The organism is Streptosporangium sp. NPDC023615 (genome assembly GCF_040640155.1).
Taxonomy (GTDB): Bacteria; Actinomycetota; Actinomycetes; order Streptosporangiales; family Streptosporangiaceae; genus Streptosporangium.
Genome location: NZ_JBFABE010000006.1, coordinates 116,937 through 133,932, shown reverse-complemented (window position 1 = coordinate 133,932; position 16,996 = coordinate 116,937). Strand labels below are relative to the sequence as shown.

The 16,996-nt window shown below is 71.4% G+C and carries 14 protein-coding genes; 4 read left to right on the top strand and 10 right to left on the bottom strand.

From position 1 onward, the window contains the following. Positions 1 to 60: 60 nt before the first annotated feature. A complete protein-coding gene (locus tag AB0G16_RS07080) occupies positions 61 to 588 on the bottom strand; it encodes a PadR family transcriptional regulator (RefSeq protein ID WP_362799924.1) in 528 nt (175 codons plus the stop codon). A gap of 88 nt (positions 589 to 676) precedes the next feature. On the opposite strand from AB0G16_RS07080, the gene AB0G16_RS07075 reads away from it, so the two are divergent. Then, positions 677 to 1,222, top strand: a complete 546-nt coding sequence (locus AB0G16_RS07075; protein ID WP_362799921.1) for a DUF1707 and FHA domain-containing protein — start codon at positions 677 to 679, stop codon at positions 1,220 to 1,222. 87 nt (positions 1,223 to 1,309) lie between these two features. Here AB0G16_RS07075 and AB0G16_RS07070 read toward each other — a convergent pair whose 3' ends face one another. Further along, entirely contained in the window at positions 1,310 to 2,668 is a 1,359-nt protein-coding gene (locus AB0G16_RS07070) for an MFS transporter (RefSeq protein WP_362799918.1), read from the bottom strand. 641 nt (positions 2,669 to 3,309) lie between these two features. Between AB0G16_RS07070 and AB0G16_RS07065 the strand changes: the two genes are divergently transcribed. After that, complete coding sequence (locus tag AB0G16_RS07065) at positions 3,310 to 4,236, top strand: CAP domain-containing protein (RefSeq protein ID WP_362799915.1); 927 nt, start codon at positions 3,310 to 3,312, stop codon at positions 4,234 to 4,236. A 164-nt stretch (positions 4,237 to 4,400) separates the two neighbouring features. Here the strand turns inward: AB0G16_RS07065 and ilvC are convergent, their stop codons facing one another. The 7 genes from ilvC to AB0G16_RS07030 all read right to left on the bottom strand — a co-directional run bounded on the left by ilvC (position 4,401) and on the right by AB0G16_RS07030 (position 15,016). After that, a complete protein-coding gene (gene ilvC, locus AB0G16_RS07060) occupies positions 4,401 to 5,381 on the bottom strand; it encodes a ketol-acid reductoisomerase (RefSeq protein ID WP_362800201.1) in 981 nt (326 codons plus the stop codon). Positions 5,382 to 5,420: 39 nt separating this feature from the next. After that, positions 5,421 to 5,945, bottom strand: a complete 525-nt coding sequence (gene ilvN / locus AB0G16_RS07055) for an acetolactate synthase small subunit (protein ID WP_344894122.1) — start codon at positions 5,943 to 5,945, stop codon at positions 5,421 to 5,423. Further along, entirely contained in the window at positions 5,942 to 7,735 is a 1,794-nt protein-coding gene (locus AB0G16_RS07050; RefSeq protein WP_362799911.1) for an acetolactate synthase large subunit, read from the bottom strand. Before AB0G16_RS07050 ends, ilvN begins: the two co-directional genes overlap by 4 nt. Positions 7,736 to 7,910: 175 nt before the next feature. After that, positions 7,911 to 10,574, bottom strand: coding sequence for a GGDEF domain-containing protein (locus AB0G16_RS07045; protein ID WP_362799908.1), 2,664 nt, complete (start codon positions 10,572 to 10,574; stop codon positions 7,911 to 7,913). A gap of 265 nt (positions 10,575 to 10,839) precedes the next feature. After that, positions 10,840 to 11,748: a 2-hydroxyacid dehydrogenase gene (locus AB0G16_RS07040; protein ID WP_362799905.1), complete on the bottom strand. Its 909-nt coding sequence runs from the start codon at positions 11,746 to 11,748 to the stop codon at positions 10,840 to 10,842. 502 nt (positions 11,749 to 12,250) lie between these two features. Next, complete coding sequence (locus AB0G16_RS07035) at positions 12,251 to 14,134, bottom strand: VanW family protein (protein ID WP_362799902.1); 1,884 nt, start codon at positions 14,132 to 14,134, stop codon at positions 12,251 to 12,253. 300 nt (positions 14,135 to 14,434) lie between these two features. Next, positions 14,435 to 15,016, bottom strand: a complete 582-nt coding sequence (locus tag AB0G16_RS07030) for a TetR family transcriptional regulator (protein ID WP_362799899.1) — start codon at positions 15,014 to 15,016, stop codon at positions 14,435 to 14,437. A 105-nt stretch (positions 15,017 to 15,121) separates the two neighbouring features. Between AB0G16_RS07030 and AB0G16_RS07025 the strand changes: the two genes are divergently transcribed. Next, positions 15,122 to 15,853 (top strand): SDR family oxidoreductase, encoded by a 732-nt coding sequence (locus AB0G16_RS07025; protein ID WP_362799896.1) that lies wholly within the window; start codon positions 15,122 to 15,124, stop codon positions 15,851 to 15,853. Positions 15,854 to 15,858: 5 nt separating this feature from the next. Next, positions 15,859 to 16,176, top strand: a complete 318-nt coding sequence (locus AB0G16_RS07020; RefSeq protein ID WP_362799893.1) for an SMR family transporter — start codon at positions 15,859 to 15,861, stop codon at positions 16,174 to 16,176. Between the two features lie 134 nt (positions 16,177 to 16,310). Here the strand turns inward: AB0G16_RS07020 and AB0G16_RS07015 are convergent, their stop codons facing one another. Further along, positions 16,311 to 16,691: a hypothetical protein gene (locus tag AB0G16_RS07015; protein WP_362799890.1), complete on the bottom strand. Its 381-nt coding sequence runs from the start codon at positions 16,689 to 16,691 to the stop codon at positions 16,311 to 16,313. Positions 16,692 to 16,996: the final 305 nt, after the last annotated feature.

Below are 16,996 nucleotides of genomic sequence, written 5' to 3'. Positions count from 1 at the left end.
GGCCTCCCTGCGTGCGAGTCCGCGTCGGTAACGGTGGCGGTGGCGGTGGCGGTGGGAATGTCAACTGTCCTTCTCCTGCTTGCGGGGGGAGGCCGTGAGCACGGCCTCGCAGTGGTCCAGCCAGCGCTGCTCGGCCTCGGCCTGGAAGATCATCGATTCGAGCACCAGCCGTTGCGCGGGACTCTCGGCGCTCGCGTGCCTGGCGCGGACGAACTCCTGCAGCGTGCGCATGGTCGCGGTGCGCTGGGCCTGGATGATCGGCCGCACGTCCGTGGCCGCGGCGACCGCCATCGCGAGCTTGATGACCAGTTCGTCCCGAGGCCGGTCCGACTGGGCGACGGGGGTGCCGAACCATCGCTCCATCTCGGCCAGACCGGCCTCGGTGATCGAGTAGACGACCCGGCCCTGCTCGTCCTGCTCGCCGGGGCTCACCACGCCGTCGCGTTCCATGCGGGAGAGGGTCGTGTAGACCTGGCCGATGTTGAGCGGCCAGGTCGCCCCCGTCGACGCCTCGAACTCGGCGCGCAACTGGTAGCCGTAGCGAGGCCCCTTGCTCAGCAGGGCGAGGAGCCCTTGTCGGATCGCCATGAATACTGAGTATGCATACCGAGTATGCCCATCGCAAGAGATTCGCGTATTCTGGACAGGTTCCGCCCTCGGGGCCGATACTCGGAGGATGAGCTCGCCGCATCCCCCGTCCCGCGCCTCCGACGGGGATCGCGACCGTGCGATCAGCGAACTCCGTGACCGCGCCGTCGAGGGGCGCCTGTCGCACGACACGTTCCTCGGCCGGGTCGACATGGCCCTGCGCGCACGCAACCAGGGCGAGCTCGACCATCTGGTCGCCGACCTGCCGCAGCGCGGCCGGTTGCGCCGCATCGTCACCGAGGCCGTCGCCTCGGCCTCCGACTTCACCAAGCGGGTGGAGTCGGCCTGGCGGCGGCCCAGGATGCCCCGGCTGGCACTGCCCGGCGACGGCAGGACCCGTTACGTGGTCGGCCGCGGCTCCACCTGCGACCTGGTCCTCGCCGACCTGACCGTCTCACGGGTACACGCCGAGCTCCGCCGCGACGAGGACGGCTGGATCCTGGTCGACCTGGGCTCGCTCAACGGCACCCGGCTGAACGACTGGCGCCTGGTCGGCCCGGCGAAGGTCCGGCCCGGCGACGTCGTCTCCTTCGGCGACTGCGGCTTCCTGATGATCACGCCCCAGCCCCTCTGAGCCCCGGAGGCCCCCGGAGGGCACCCGGCGCCGGCCCGCGCCCGGGGTCTCGTCCGGGGGCCGGCCGTCCGGGCTTCGGCGGTCCTCTCAGCCGCCCTGGGGCCCGGCCGCCTGGGCTTCGGCGATCCTCTCGGCCGTCAGGGTGTAGCGGGCGACCAGCACGATGCTGACCCCCATCAGGAACGCCGGCAGCAGCGTCGTGCCGTACAGCACCGCCGTGGTCGCCGCCTCGGGCTGGACGACCGGCGTGGAGGGGTCGGACTCGATGAACCCCGTGGCCCCGAGCAGCCAGCCGAGCACCAGCGCGCCGAGCGCGAAGACCACGGTCTCGGCGGCCGTCCACAGGCCGGTGAACACCCCCGCCCGGCGCTTGCCGGTGACCAGGGCGTCGTGGACGATCACGTCGGCGAGCATCGAGAACTGCAGCAACTGGAATCCGGCGTAGCCGATGCCGACCACGAGCACGCACGCGTGCGCGTACACCGCGCCGAGGGAACCGGACAGGACCATCGCGACGGTGCCCGTCAGGAACAGCGACGAGGCCAGGAGCATCGCGCCGCGCTTGTCGTAGCGCTTGGACAGCCAGACCCAGAGCGGCATGGTGATCAGCAGCGGGCCGACGAGGCAGACGAAGAGCGTGGTGGTGGCCGCGGGCTCGTCCAGCGTGTAGGTGGCGAAGTACGGCGCTCCGGCCAGCATGATGCCGGCCGAGAACATCTGGGCGCAGCTGAAGCCGAGCAGCACCATGAACGTCCTGTTCGAGCGGGCCGCGGCGAACTGGGCGACGATCGACGACTCGGCCTCGGCACGGCCGACCATCGGGGCACGGGCGGTGCCGAAGAACGAGGCCAGCATGGCCAGCAGCAGCACCCCGCCGATGACCAGGCCCATGGTCCGGTAGCCGGCGGCGTCGTCCCCGGCGATCGCCGGGGCGCCGGCCCCCGCGAGCAGGATGCCCAGGCCGATGAAGACCATCCTCCACTGCAGCAGGGAGGACCGCTCGTGGTAGTCGTCGGTCATCTCCGCGGCCATCGCCTTGTAGGGCACCTCGTAGAAGGCGTACGCCGTCGCGGTGAGGAAGTAGCAGACCCCGACGTACAGCGCGGCCGTCATGCCGGTGAGCGGCGGGCCCGCGAAGGTGAGGGCGAAGGCGGGCGGGAGGGTGACCGCGCCCAGGAGGATCCACGGGCGGCGGGCCCCGAACCGGGAGACCGTGCGGTCGGAGCGCTGACCCACCCAGGGGTTGATGACGACGTCCCAGAGCTTGGGGAGGAAGGCCACCGCACCGGCGATCCAGGCGGGGACCGCCAGCACGTTCGTCATGTAGAACAGCAGCAGCAGCCCGGGGACCGTGGAGAACGTCGCGGTGCAGATCGAGCCGATGCCGTAACCGACGCGCACGCCGCGCGGCACGGTGACGGCGGGGGGTGTCGCCGGGGAGACCATGCCACATTCAATCGCAGCGCGTGGGCACTGGGTAGATCCCCGGACGGATGAATGTTCGGGATCGTCCCCTGCCCTTCCTGCCGAGCGATCGTCGCTGGTCCGGCCCCCGGCACGGGACCGGACCCCGGCACGGGACCGGACCCCGGCACGGGACCGGACCCCGGCACGGGACCGGATCCGGCGCGGGACCGGAAGACCGGAACCCGGCGGACCCGTGTCGCGCCGGGGGCGGGCCGGAAGCCGCTGGATCCGGGACCGCACGCCGGACCGGAACCCGGCGGACCCCGAACCGGGAATTCGGCCGGGCCCCGGCGGGTCCGGGATCCGGTTCGGGCCCCGGATTTTTCCCGGCGCGAGTCCATGATTTTTTTCGCGGTGCCGCGCCGCCGGGCCCGCGAGCCGGCCGGACGGCGCCGCCGATCGAGCGGCACGGTGAATGTCCAGCTCAACCAGGTCACGAAACGGGTGTTCAGGGTGTAACGAACGCCCCGCCGGCCCCCCGGAACCGGGGTCCCAGACGCCCCTGGGACCCCTCTGGTTTACCGGTGACCCAGATTAATGTCCGGAATTTGCTGACAAGGGTGTTCCGTCACCGACAGAATGCGGATCCGTCCAGCGTCTACCAACTGGAGGAACACCACATGCGCAGACCGCTAGGGCTACTTCTCTGCCTCGGGAGCCTGGCGGCCCTCAGCACGCCGATCGCCACGGCTCACGCCGCGGCCTCTCCCCCGGCCGAGTGTCGCGTGTACGCCGCCAAACCCCGTGCCACCCCCGCGGGACGGATCCAGGCCTCCGCCGCGCGCCTGGGCTGTGACGACACCGCCCTGGTCCGCATCCGCATCAAGCGGGCCGTGCCGGGCGCCGACCCCGTCGTCAAGAGCACCTCCCTGCGCGGGACCAACGGCCGGGTGACGGTGCGACTGCGGTGCGCCCCCGGCGTCTACTACACCGTCGTCACCGACTACCGGGGCAACGTCGGCCGCTCCAAGCCGGTCAGGGTCCGCTGCTTCCCCGGCACCACCCCCACCCCCACGACCGGCCCCACGGCGAGCCCGACGGCGAGCCCCACGGCCAGGCCGACGACCAGCCCGACGAGCAGGCCGACCACCAGCCCGACGACCAGGCCGACGAGCACCCCCAAGCCGACCGCCACCGCGACCTCCCCCGGCACCCAGCCGGGCTCCTCCCTCTCCGAGGAAGTGGTGCGCCTGACCAACGCCGAGCGGCAGAAGGGCGGCTGCGCCCCCCTGGTGTCCGACCCGCAACTGCGTTCGGCCGCCCAGGGCCACTCCGACGACATGGCCGCCAAGAACTACTTCAGCCACACCTCCCAGGACGGCCGGACCATGACCGACCGCATCAACGCCAGCGGGTTCAGCCCGAAGCGTGCCTGGGCGGAGAACATCGCGATGGGACAGCGGACCCCCGCCGATGTCGTCAGTGCCTGGATGAACAGCTCCGGCCACCGCGCCAACATCATGAACTGCGGCTACACCCACCTCGGGGTGGGCGTGGCGAACAGCCCCCGGGGCATCTACTGGACCCAGAACTTCGCCAAGCGCTGAGTCCCCCGGGCACCGCGCACCGACCCTGAGCGCGGTGCCCACCGAGCTCCCCCGGCTCCCCCGGCACCCCCGGCACCCCCGGCACGAAGGCCCGCGCCCCCGCGACGAGAACTCGTCGCGGGGGCGCGGGCCTTCGGCGTACGGGCCGACGCGGCCCGGAGGTCCTACTTGAGCCAGCTCATCATCGGGCGGAGCTTGGCGCCGGTCTTCTCGATCGGGTGCTCGGCCAGCTCGTCGCGGTAGGCGGTGAACCTCTTCTGACCGCCGTCGAACTCCTCGACCAGCTCCTTGGCGAACTCGCCGGACTGGATCTCGGCGAGGATGCGCTGCATCTCCTTCTTGGTCTCCGCGGTCACCACGCGCGGACCCCGGGAGTAGCCGCCGTACTCGGCGGTGTCCGAGACCGACCAGTACATCTTGTGGATGCCGCCCTCGTACATCAGGTCGACGATCAGCTTCATCTCGTGCAGGCACTCGAAGTAGGCGACCTCGGGCTGGTAGCCCGCCTCGATCAGCGTCTCGAAACCGGCCTTGATCAGCTCGGACACGCCGCCGCAGAGCACGGCCTGCTCGCCGAACAGGTCGGTCTCGGTCTCCTCCTTGAAGGTCGTGCGCAGCGCGCCGGCGCGGGTGCCGCCGATGCCCTTGGCGTACGACAGGGCAAGGTCGAGGGCGTTGCCGCTGGCGTCCTTCTCCACGGCGACGAGGCACGGCACGCCGCGGCCCGCGGTGTACTGGCGGCGCACGAGGTGACCGGGACCCTTCGGCGCGACCATGGCCACGTCCACACCCTCGGGCGCCTCGATGAGGCCGTAGCGGATGTTGAGACCGTGCCCGAAGAAGAGCGCGTCGCCCTCGACCAGGTTCGGGGCCACGTGGTCGGCGTACAGGTGACGCTGGATGTGGTCCGGCGCCAGGATCATGGTCAGGTCGGCCTCCTCGACGGCCTCCGCGGGAGCCAGCACGCGCAGGCCGTCGGCCTCGGCCTTCTCCCGGCTCTTGGAGCCCTCGGGCAGGCCGACCCGGACGTCCACCCCTGAGTCGCGCAGCGAGAGCGCGTGGGCGTGTCCCTGGCTGCCGTACCCCAGCACGGCGACGTGCCGGCCCTGGATGATCGACAGGTCGGCCTGGTCGTCGTAGAAGATCTCAGTCACTTCTTAACCTTTCGGGTTTCTCTGCGCGCGTTACGCGGTCCGGTCCAGGGCCCGGAGAGAACGGTCGGTGATGGAACGGGCTCCGCGGCCGATGGCCACCATGCCCGACTGGACGAGCTCTTTGATGCCGAACGGCTCGAGGACCTTGATGAAGGCCTGCAGCTTGTCCGGCGTCCCGGTGACCTCGATGGTCACCGCGTCCGAGGAGACGTCGACGCAGCGCGCCCGGAACAGGTTGACCAGCTCCAGCACGCTGGAGCGGTTCTCCGAGTCGGCCCGCACCTTGATCAGCGTCAGCTCGCGCTGCACCGCCTGCGCCGGGTCGAGCTCCACGATCTTCAACACGTTGACGAGCTTGTTGAGCTGCTTGGTGACCTGCTCCAGCGGGAGGTCGGCGACGTTGACCACGATGGTCATCCTGGAGATGTCCGCGTGCTCGGTCGGGCCGACCGCCAGGGAGTCGATGTTGAACCCGCGCCGGCTGAACAGCGACGCGACGCGCGCGAGCACGCCCGGCTTGTTCTCCACCAGCACCGAGAGCGTGTGCCTGCTCATGCGTCGTCCTCGCTGTCCCACACCGGCGCCATGTCGCGCGCGAACTTGATGTCGTCGTTGCTGGTCCCGGCGGCGACCATCGGCCACACCATGGCGTCCTGGTGCACCACGAAGTCGACCACGACGGGCACGTCGTTGATCTCCATCGCCTTGCGGATCGTGGCGTCCACGTCCTCGGGCCGCTCGCAGCGCAGGCCCACGCAACCGTAGGCCTCGGCGAGCTTGACGAAGTCCGGGATCCTGCGCACCGTCTGCAGGTCGGTGTTGGAGTACCGCTGGTTGTAGAAGAGCGTCTGCCACTGGCGGACCATGCCCAGGTTACCGTTGTTGATGATCGCGACCTTGATCGGCACGCCCTCGATCGTGCAGGTTGCGAGCTCCTGGTTGGTCATCTGGAAGCAGCCGTCGCCGTCGATGGCCCAGACCGTGGTGTCGGGGCGGCCCATCTTGGCGCCCATCGCCGCCGGCAGCGAGAAGCCCATCGTGCCGGCGCCGCCGGAGTTGATGAACCTGCCGGGGCTCTCGTAGCCGATGAACTGCGCGGCCCACATCTGGTGCTGGCCCACGCCCGCGGTGTAGATCGCGTCCGGGCCGACGATCTCGCTCAGCCGCTCCATGACGTACTGCGGGGCCAGCGAGCCGTCCTCGAACTCGGTGTAGCCCAGCGGGTAGGTCTCCTTGTAGGTGTTCAGCGCCGTCCACCAGTCGGTGTAGTCGCCCTTGCGGCCCTCGTTGCGCACCGCGGCGATCAGCTCGGTGAGGACCTCCTTGCAGTCGCCCACGATCGGGACGTCCGCGTGCCGGTTCTTGGAGATCTCCGCCGGGTCGATGTCGGCGTGCACGACCTTCGCGTACGGGGCGAAGGTCGACAGGTCACCGGTGACGCGGTCGTCGAAGCGGACGCCCAGCCCGATGAGCAGGTCGGACTTCTGCAGCGCGCCGACGGCCGACACCGAGCCGTGCATGCCGGGCATGCCCATGTGCTGGGGGTGGCTGTCGGGGAAGGTGCCCCGCGCCATCAGCGTGGTGACCACCGGGATGCCGGTGAGGTCGGCGAACTCCAGCAGCTCCGGCGACGCCCCGGCCCGGTGCACGCCGCCGCCCACGTACAGGACCGGCCTCTTGGACTCGACGATCAGCTTGGCCGCCTCGCGGATCTGCTTGGAGTGCGGCCGGGTCACCGGGCGGTAGCCGGGAAGCTGCATGACGACCGGCCACTGGAAGGTGGTCCTCGCCTGGAGGGCGTCCTTGGCGATGTCGACCAGCACCGGGCCGGGACGGCCGGTGGAGGCGATGTGGAAGGCCTCCACGATCGTCCGGGGGATGTCGTCGGGGTCGGTGATCAGGAAGTTGTGCTTCGTGATCGGCATGGTGATGCCGGAGATGTCGGCTTCCTGGAAGGCGTCGGTGCCGATCGCGGCGCTCGCCACCTGCCCGGTGATCGCGACGATCGGGACCGAGTCCATGTACGCGTCTGCGATCGGGGTGACCAGGTTGGTCGCGCCGGGGCCGCTGGTGGCCATGCAGACCCCGACCCGCCCGGTGGCCTGCGCGTACCCCTGCGCCGCGTGCCCCGCGCCCTGCTCGTGCCGTACGAGCACGTGCCGGACCTTGGTCGAGTCGTAGAGCGGATCGTAGGCGGGCAGAATCGCGCCGCCGGGGATCCCGAACACGGTGTCGACCCCGACGTTCTCCAGCGCCCTCACGAGGGCCTGGGCTCCTGTCATCTGTTCGGTCATCGGCTCGTTCCTTGTGGCTGAGCATGCGTGATGGCATAAAAAAGGCCCCATTCCACCTGGTCGGCGGAGCTGGGGCGGCGCGCAGGTCGGAGTGCTTCGCTATCGGCCTGCGCGCCGGCGAAGTACTACGAGAATCCCACGGTGAAGCTGCATGGCTCCACCATGGCCGACCGGGCGTGTCCGCGTCAAATCCATGGACAGGTATCTCAGATCGTGAGATATGAGCTCAGGCGGGGGTGACGAGGCTGGAGAGGCTGGTGCGCATCAGCGAGTCGACGCCGCGCGCCGCCATCGGGCGCGCCACCAGGAACCCCTGGCCGCGCGTGCAGCCCATCTCGCGCAGCAGCTCCAGCTGCTCGGGCCGCTCGATGCCCTCGGCCACCACGATCAGCCCGAGGTCGTGGCCGAGCCGCACGATCGTGCGGGTCAGCAGGGTCAGCGTCTCGTCGCGGCCGAGCCCGGACACGAAGGACGGATCGATCTTGATCATGTCGACCGGGAGCTGCCGCAGGAACGCCAGCGAGGCGTACCCGGTGCCGAAGTCGTCGATGGCCAACCGGACGCCGAGAGCGCGCAGCTCCGACAGGCGGACGATGGTCTCGTCGGCGTCCTCGACCAGCATCTCCTCGATGACCTCCAGGGTCAGCGCGCTGGGCGGCAGGCCGCTCTCGCCCAGGGCCGACCCGACGGTCTCCACGAAGCGCGGCGCCATGATCTGCCGGGCCGACAGGTTCAGCGAGAGCCCGATCTCCCAGGCCGAGGCGCGCCAGGCGGCCACCTCGCGGCAGGCCTCGCGCAGGATCCACTCGCTCAGCGGCACGATCAGGCCGGTGTCCTCGGCCGGCCCAAGGAACTGCTCGGGCGGCACGGACTCCCCGGCCCGGCACCAGCGCACCAGCGCCTCGACCGCGGTGACGCGCGAGGTGGCCAGGTCCACCACGGGCTGGTACTCGATCGCGAACTGGTTCTCCAGCAGCGCCCGCTGCAGGTCGGCGGCCAGCTCCAGGCGTCGTACCACGTCGGCGTGCATGTGCGCGGCGAACACCTCGACCCGGCGCCCGCCCAGCTCCTTGGCCCTGGCCATCGCCACGTCGGCGTTGCGGATCAGGTCGGCGGAGGAGACGTCGTCGTCGGCGAAGGCCACCCCGACGCTCGCGGTCAGCGCGATGTCGCGGTCGGCCACCCGGAACGGCTCGGAGGAGACCGTACGGACCAGCCGCTCGGCCAGGTCCACCGCGGTCTGGGCGTCGACGGCCCCCTCCAGGAGCACCGCGAACTCGTCGCCGCCCCAGCGCGCCAGGGTGTCGTCGGCCCGTACGGTGGCGCGGAGCCTGCGCGCGGCCTGGCCGAGCAGGTAGTCGCCGCTGGCGTGGCCGACCGAGTCGTTCACCGCGGTGAAGCCGTCCAGGTCCAGGAAGATCACGGCCGCGCCGCCCGCGCCGGGGCGGGCCAGCACCTCCCTGGTGCGCTCCTCGAAGTAGGCCCGGTTGGGCAGGCCGGTGATGCCGTCGTGGAAGGTCAGGTGGGTGACCTGGTTGCGCAGGGCCTCCTGGTCGCTGACGTCGCGGGTGGTGACCAGCAGCAGTTCCTCCCCGCCCACGTGGCGGGTGGCCACCGACTCGGCGGGCCGCCAGGTGCCGTCCGAGGCCCGGACCCGGCAGGCGACCATGCAGGCCCCCGGCCCCTCGGCCGGCTCGTCCTCGGCGCTCATCACGCTCAGGGCCGCCCGGATGCCCGGTACGTCCTCGGGGTGGATGTAGTCGAAGATCGTCCCGCCGACCAGGTCGGCGGGGCGGTACCCGTAGGTGATCTCGACGCCCTCGCCGATCCGGTGCACCACGCCGTCGTGGTCGCAGATCATGACCACGTCGCCGGTGCTCTCGGCCAGGTCGTGCAACTGCCGCTCGCCCAGGTGGACCAGCCTGCGCAGCCGCCCGGTCTCCACCAGCATCAGGAACAGCCGGACCACCAGGACGGCCACGATCGACGCGCACACCAGGGCCAGGACCATCGGCGCCCCCTGGACGGCGCCGCCGCCGGCCACCCGCAGCAGCACCACGACGGTGGCCGCCGCCACCAGCAGGAGCGGCACCGCCGCGATCAGCGAGGACGTGCTCTCGCGGACCGACGGCTCGTCGTCGGCCGGATCCCACGGCTGCGTCGCGGGCCGGCTCCACGGGACCGCGGCCAGCACGAGGAAGGCCGCCGGGGCCAGCCAGACCCAGGTGAGCGACGGCGTGTCACCGCTCACCCTGGCCAGCGCGGTGACCGTCTCGGAGGCCGCGACGGCGCCCAGCACGGCCAGCGCGGCCAGGCCCACCGGCCAGGCCGACCGGCGGATCGGAACCACCGCCGGACCCACCACGCAGGCCAGGATCAGGCAGAACAGGGGCGAGGCGAACGTGACCGCGATGTCCCCGGCGTCGCCGGCCTCGCGGGACGCCGGCCCGACCAGCGTCACCCAGAGGATCACCAGGATGGAGGCGGCGCACACGTAGGAGTCGGCGAGGTCGCGCAGCAGCGCGTGCCCCCGGGCGGGCCTGGCCGCCGAGAGGCCGGTGCCCACGGCGAGCATCGCCGTACCGGCCAGCAGCACCAGGTCGGCGAAGGTCACCACGAAGGGCGCGCCGTCCGCGATGGGCCGCACGCCGACCCCGGCCAGCCAGGTGAGCGAGCCGCCCGCCAGCCAGCGCCAGGCCAGCGCCCTGCGCCGGCCGTTCGTCCGGGAGGCGGCGGCGAACAGCGACCCCGCCGCGGCCGCGGCGGTGACGACCCCCGCCACCGCCTGAACGACCACGGCCGGAGCCCCGCTGAGGAGTGCGGCAACGAGCCCCGCCACGCCGACGGCGGCGGCGGTCAGCGGTACCCGGGGGTCACGCCAGCGGATCAATGTCGTCTGCCCATCGGTGTCGTCACGGTGTCTCTCGCTCCGCGGCGTCCCTTGCTCGCCGCGCTCGTACCACCGGCGCGAGCGCTCCGTCGTTCGTCTCGGAGCTCACACCGGCACAGGGTCAGTGTGTGCCGTCCGGCTCGTGCGGGTGGCGACAACGCCGTAGTCGTCACCGATCTGATAACCACGCGGGAACGGGACCGCCTCTGAACGAAGGTACGCAGCACAGGTCACGAGGTAGCCACAGTCAGGATTCCTTTACCGGTCAGTAAGAACCCGTGATCACATTTTTGAGCGGCTCGTCCGCGAGGTAGCGCAGGAGCTGGGAACGGAGCAGCTTCAGGGTGCGCCGTACCGACGCCGGGCTGCTGCCCGCGACGTGCGGGGTGACGAAGACCCCGGGCGCGGTCCACAGCGGATGTCCCGGCGGCAGCGGCTCGGGGTCGGTGACGTCCAGCGCGGCCAGGATCCGGCCGCCGTGCAGCGCCTCGACGAGCGCGCCCGTGTCGACCACCGGCCCCCTGGCCGCGTTCACCAGGAGGGCCCCCTCCCGCATCGCCCCCAGGAACGCCGCGTCCACCATGCCGGTGGTCTCGGGCGTGGACGGCACCAGCAGCACCACCACGTCGGCGCCGGGCAGCAGCCCCGGCAGCTCGTCCAGGCCGTGCACGCCGGGCCTGGCGGTCCTGGCCACCCGGACGACGTCCACCTCGAAGCCGCCGAGCCTGCGCTCCAGCGCCTCGCCGATCGAGCCGTACCCCACGATCAGCACGGTGGAGTCGGCCAGCACCCCGGTGTGGTGGTAGGTCCACTCCCCCCGCGCCTGCGCCCGGGCGAAGTCCGAGAACTCCCGCAGCACCGCGATCATGGCTCCCACGGCCCACTCGGCGGTACCCGCGTCGTGCACGCCCCGGGCGTTGCAGAGCGTCACCCCTTCCGGAAGGTGCGGGCGGTAGGCGTCCACCCCCGCCGTGACGGTCTGCAGCAGCCGCAGGGAGGTCATCCGGGCGAGCAGCGCGGGCAGGTCGGCCACCGGCATCAACGGCGGGATCCAGACCTCGGCCTTCTCGGCCCCCTCAGGCACCGGCCCCTTGCCGTCGTAGACGACGCACTCCACCTCGGGCAGATCGCACAGAACACCGGCGGCGGCCTCGGAGGGAACCCAGATCTTCATGAACGCATTATCGTGCCCATGGCGACGCTGACGCGTCGCGGTGAAGCCCTACCTATGGCGACGCTGCGCGTCGCGGTGAAGCCGCTCTGATCCGGCTCCTTCCCTGTCTATGGCGACGCTGCGCGTCGCGGTGAGTCCGCTTGGATCCGGCTCCTTCCCTCGTCGCTCATCCGCTTCGCTCCTTCGCTCCTCAGTCCAGTCGCCGGCGCGGCCTCACGGGAGTCCCTCAAGGGGCGTGGAAGGTGACTCCCCACGCTTCGGAACCGGCCGGAGTCTGGTCCGCACAGCATTGCCCTGGAGGAGGACACACCCTGAGAACACCCCTGGGGAGTCGTGAAGCCGCGCCGGGGACTGGACTGAGGAGGGCGGAATCGTGAGGAACGAGCGATTTCGAACGACGAGGGAAGGAGCCGGATCCAAGCGGCTTCACCGCGACGCGTCAGCGTCGCCATAGACAGGGCCTCACCGCGACGCGTCAGCGTCGCCATGAACACAGCGTCGCCTAGGAACAGGTGAGGTTGGTCTCGGGTTTGTAGACCGTGGTCTTCTTGACGCGCTTGATCTCCTTGCCGTCCTTCTTGAAGACGCGCCAGACGTCGATCGTGAACCCCTGCTGGCCGACCATGTCGATGCAGTCGGGGCCGCTGTCGGTGGCGCTCTCGAAGGGGACCACGTCGTAGCGCTCGGACGAGATCGACTCGATCTCGTAGCGCTTGGTGCTCCAGAAGGAGACCGTGACGCTGCGGTCGGTGGCCGAGCTCTTCACCAGCACCCCGTACGGCGAGTCGTTCCTCCAGCGGAAGTCCGGCTGGGGCCAGGAGACCGTGGACTCCCTCCCGGCCGGGTAACGGGAGATGTAGAACTCGTGCGCCACGTGCTGCACGTCCTCGAGGCCGCCGAAGAACACCGCGTTGTACATGGTGGTGACGAACTGGGAGATCCCGCCGCCGACCGAGTTGACCAGCCTGCCGCCCTCGATCATGGGGGCGGGCAGGAACCCGCGGCCCGTGTCGCGCCTGCCGACGACGCCGTTGAGCGAGAAGGTCTCGCCCGGCTTCACCAGGTAGCCGTCGAGGAGGCCGGCGATCGTCTTGATGTTGACGACGCGCGCCGAGCAGCAGTCGTAGAACGTGGTGAACTGACTGATCCGCTCCTTGATGCCGAGTTCGCGCGCCTGGGCGTCGGTCATCCTCGGCTGGACGGTGGTCAGGGACACCGGGATCGTCCGGTCGCCGCCGCCGACGATCATCTCGGCCACGTCCGCGGCGAGCTTCTCGTCGTCGATGCCCTTCCCCTTGCGGCCGGGCACCAGCTTCGGCCTCCCGCCGACGATCTCGAACGTGGGGTCGCGCGGGGCCGTGCCCGGATCGACGAGGGCGTCCTCCACCGTGACGACGGCGCTCCTGGCGTCGAACACCGGCCGCATGCCGCCGGCGCCGTCCGGTTCGAAGGACAGGTGTGCCGCGAGGGTCTCCACCGGCAACCGGGCCCGCCTGCCGGACGAGGTGAGGACGACCGGGCCGGACAGGGCCCGGGGCGCGAGGGACGCGGCCTTGGCGACCATGGCGTCCGTGGCCTTGGGCTTGATCACCGAGACCGGGAGGCGGACCTCCCGCGCCGGGCCGAGGAAGGCGTCCTCGATCGCGGCGACCGCCGCCTCCCGCTCCAGTTCCCGGCCGTCGCGGGGCGTCACGACGACGGGGTCGACGCCCTTGAAGGTGACCGAGCCCTCGCGGACCTTCAGGTCGATCTTCTTGGCCAGCCCCTCCACCGCGTCCTTCAGCGCCTCCGGGTCGGAGGAGACCTTGGGATCGAGCTCGGTGGTGCCGGTGAGGGCCCGCCAGACCTGGCCGGGAGCCGGAAAGCCGCTGGGGGCCTGGTTGATGGTGGCGACGACGTCGAGCTTCAGCCCGGCCTCTTCGGGGTCGAAGGCGAAACGCCTGCCGGCGGCCAGCAGGGTCATCTTCTCGGACGCCTCGGCGGCCAGGCGCTCCCTGAGCTCGTCGGCCGCCTCGGTGGCGGTCAGCCCGCCGATGTCGACGCCCCGCACGGTGGTGCCGGGGAGCATCTTGCCGGACATGACGACCGCCGGAACCGCGTACGCGAGCCCGACGACGCACAGGACCGCGAGGACGGCCAGGACGATTCCGCGCCCCCTGCGTCGGCGCGGGGGCGGCTCCTCGTAACGGAGCCCGTCGGGTTGCGGAAAACCTCCGTCGCCGCCGGGGACCAGCGAGGGCTCGTCGCGCGGGGAGGGCCGCTCGGGCGGCGGGGCCATCTGCCAGGGCTGGGCGGGCTGCGCCGCGGGCGGGATGGACATCGATCCGCGGGCGGGGCTCGCGGGCGGGCCGCCGAGGCCGGTGGAGCCGAAGATGTCGGGGGACACGCCGGGAGGCAGGCGCGAGCCGCCCCGGGGCTGTCCGGGCCGCCCCGCCGGGGCGGGGCGCGGGTCACGGGCGCCCGGTGGAACGGGGTTCGAGGGAAGGGGGGCCGCTTCGAAAGGGTCCGTCGGCGGGTTCACAGACGCTCCGGCGTTCCGCACGGCCTCCGGCTCCTCCTGCCTCTCAGCTTCCACCATCGGCAACCCTAAACCACATCGGATGACCACCGTCTAAAAAGGAATAACAAATCAGCCCATCCAGCGGTAGCGATGTCCGGGCCGTTCCGGGCCTGCCGGACGCGCCGTTCAGGCCGTGAACGCCGCCGCCAGGTCGTCCAGTGCCGCCTTGACGCGCTCGACCGTCACCCGCTGTCCGCGCAGGCGGTGCGCGAGCAGCGGGGCGGCCAGCGGGGCCAGCAGGGCGTCGGCCAGGACGGGGGCGTCGGCGCCGGGCCTGGCCCGTGTGACGAGCATCGACAGGTGGGCGTGGTAGCCGTCGTAGGCTCCGCCGAAACGGGCGAACGGGGTCGCCGTCTCGGCCATGAGCAGCAGGTCGAGCTGCTCCACGGTCCTGTCGGCGAGGGCGTGCAGGAACGCGCGGACGCGGGCCGGCGCGTCGGCGCCCGGCCCCAGGGGCGGCGGCCCCTGGATGAACGCCGACTGGAACTCGCGCTCCCGCTCGTCGATGAGCGCGTAGGCCAGCCCCGAGCGGTCACCGAAGCGGCGGTACAGGGTGCCGACGCCGACCCCGGCCGCGGCGGCCACCTCGGCCATCGTCAGCCCTTCCACGCCGTGGACGGCGACGATGCCGGCGGCGGCCTCGAGGATCCTCGTCCGGTTGCGCGCCGCGTCGGCCCGTTCGGGGCGCGGGTTCGTGACGGCGTCCACGACCACAGGCTAGACGTTCGCGATCGCGGGCCACCGGGGAGGGTTGCAAGCGGAACAGGTTCCGCTTATGGTCAAACGGAATTGATTCCGGATAAGGAGAAGGCCATGACAGGCAGGGTCGCGCTCGTCACCGGAGGCAGCCGCGGGATCGGTGCCGCCGTCGCCGTACGGCTGGCCTCGGAAGGAACCGACGTCGTGATCACGTACGCGCGCTCGGCCGACCGGGCCGCGGCGGTCGTCGAGCGGATCGAGGCCGCCGGAGCCCGCGGCCTGGCCGTGGCGGCGGAGGCCGCCGACGCCGACGCCCTGGTCGCGGCGGTCGAGCGCACGGTCACCGCGTTCGGGAGGATCGACGTCCTGGTCAGCAGCGCCGGCATCGCCCCGTACGGGCCCCTGGAGGAGGTGACGCCGGCCGAGGTCGACAACGTCCTGGCGGTGCATCCCCGCGCGTCGTTCGTGCTGGCCCAGGCCGCCGCCCGGCACATGACCGAGGGGGGGCGGATCATCTGCATCGGCAGCAGCCTCGCCGAGCGCGTGCCGTATCCGGGCTGGACCCTCTACGCGATGAGCAAGTCCGCCCTGGTCGGCCTGACCAAGGGCCTCGCCAGGGACCTGGGGCCGCGCGGCATCACGGCCAACCTCGTCCATCCCGGCTCGACCGACACCGAGATGAACCCGGCCGACGGCCCGGGGGCGGAGGAGGAGCGGGCTTTCTCCGCGCTGGGCCGCTACTGCGACCCCGAGGACATCGCCGCCACCGTCTCCCATCTGGCGGGCGCGGGCGGCAGGAACATCACCGGGGCCACCGTCCTGGTCGACGCGGGCACCACGGCCTGACCGCCATGGCCTGGTTCCTGCTCGTCCTCGCGGCCATGCTGGAGATCGTCTGGGCCACCGCGCTGGAGCGCTCGGACGGGTTCACCCGCCTGTGGCCGGCGGTCGTCGGGGTGACCACGGCGGCCCTGAGCCTCGTCATCCTCACCTTCGTCCTCAGGAGCCTGCCGATGGGCACCGCGTACGCCGTCTGGGTCGGGCTCGGCGCCCTCGGGGTCGCGGTCGCGGGCATCGTCGCCCTGGGCGAGAGCGCGGCGCCCGCCCGGCTGATCTGCCTGGCGCTCATCCTGGCCGGCGTCATCGGCCTCAGGCTCCTGGACGGGTGACGCCGGCCCGTCCCCTCCCGCCCCTTCCCGTCGCCTCCCCCGCGGCCCCGGTGGCGGCGGGAAGCGGGGAGGGCGGTGACGACCGCCCGGCTGTGGGGAACCGGGCGGCCGGGTCCGTCACCGGCGCGCCGGGCTCACTTCGCCAGGGTGTCGACGGCCGGGCCGTCGTGGAGGCGCTCGTGCTCCGTCGCCAGGTAGCTGCACGAGACGTATCCGGCGGTCCCCGCGGGCAATCCGGAAGCCGACGTCCTGCCCAGCCGGAAATAGCACCAGCCGTTCGTCGAGCCGTATCTGGTCTGCCCGGAATCGCCGTAGTAGAGATAACCGATGACCCGCGAGCCGCCCGGGGTCGACCTGAGGCGCACCCCGTCGGCGATGATCGCGGCGTCCACCCCCGCGGCCGCGGACAGGACGGAATCGCCGCTCACGGCGTTCGCGGAGGCGGGGACCGTCGTGGCGGCCATCCCCGCGACCACCGTCAGGGCGGCGGCCGTGGAGGCCAGGAATCTTCTCATGTGCATTCTTCCGATCGTGAGGTCAGGTCATACCGGAGTGAATGGCGAGAGTGCCGTGATCACTGTGCAAGTTAGCGCTAATCACGTCAATAGCAAATACATCTCAGAAATGAGAATTACCACATGAAAAACCCCGGGTAAGCGCACGCTTTTCTCTCGCCGTCCGCACCCGCGAAAGGAGCGGCACCGGACACCCCTGCACCGGCCTCCCGGGGGGACCTCTCCCACGGATTCCGGGTGACCTTCGTCACGGCTTCCCGGGTGACCTCCATCACGCCCCCCGGCCTCTTCCGCGGCCGGGAGCG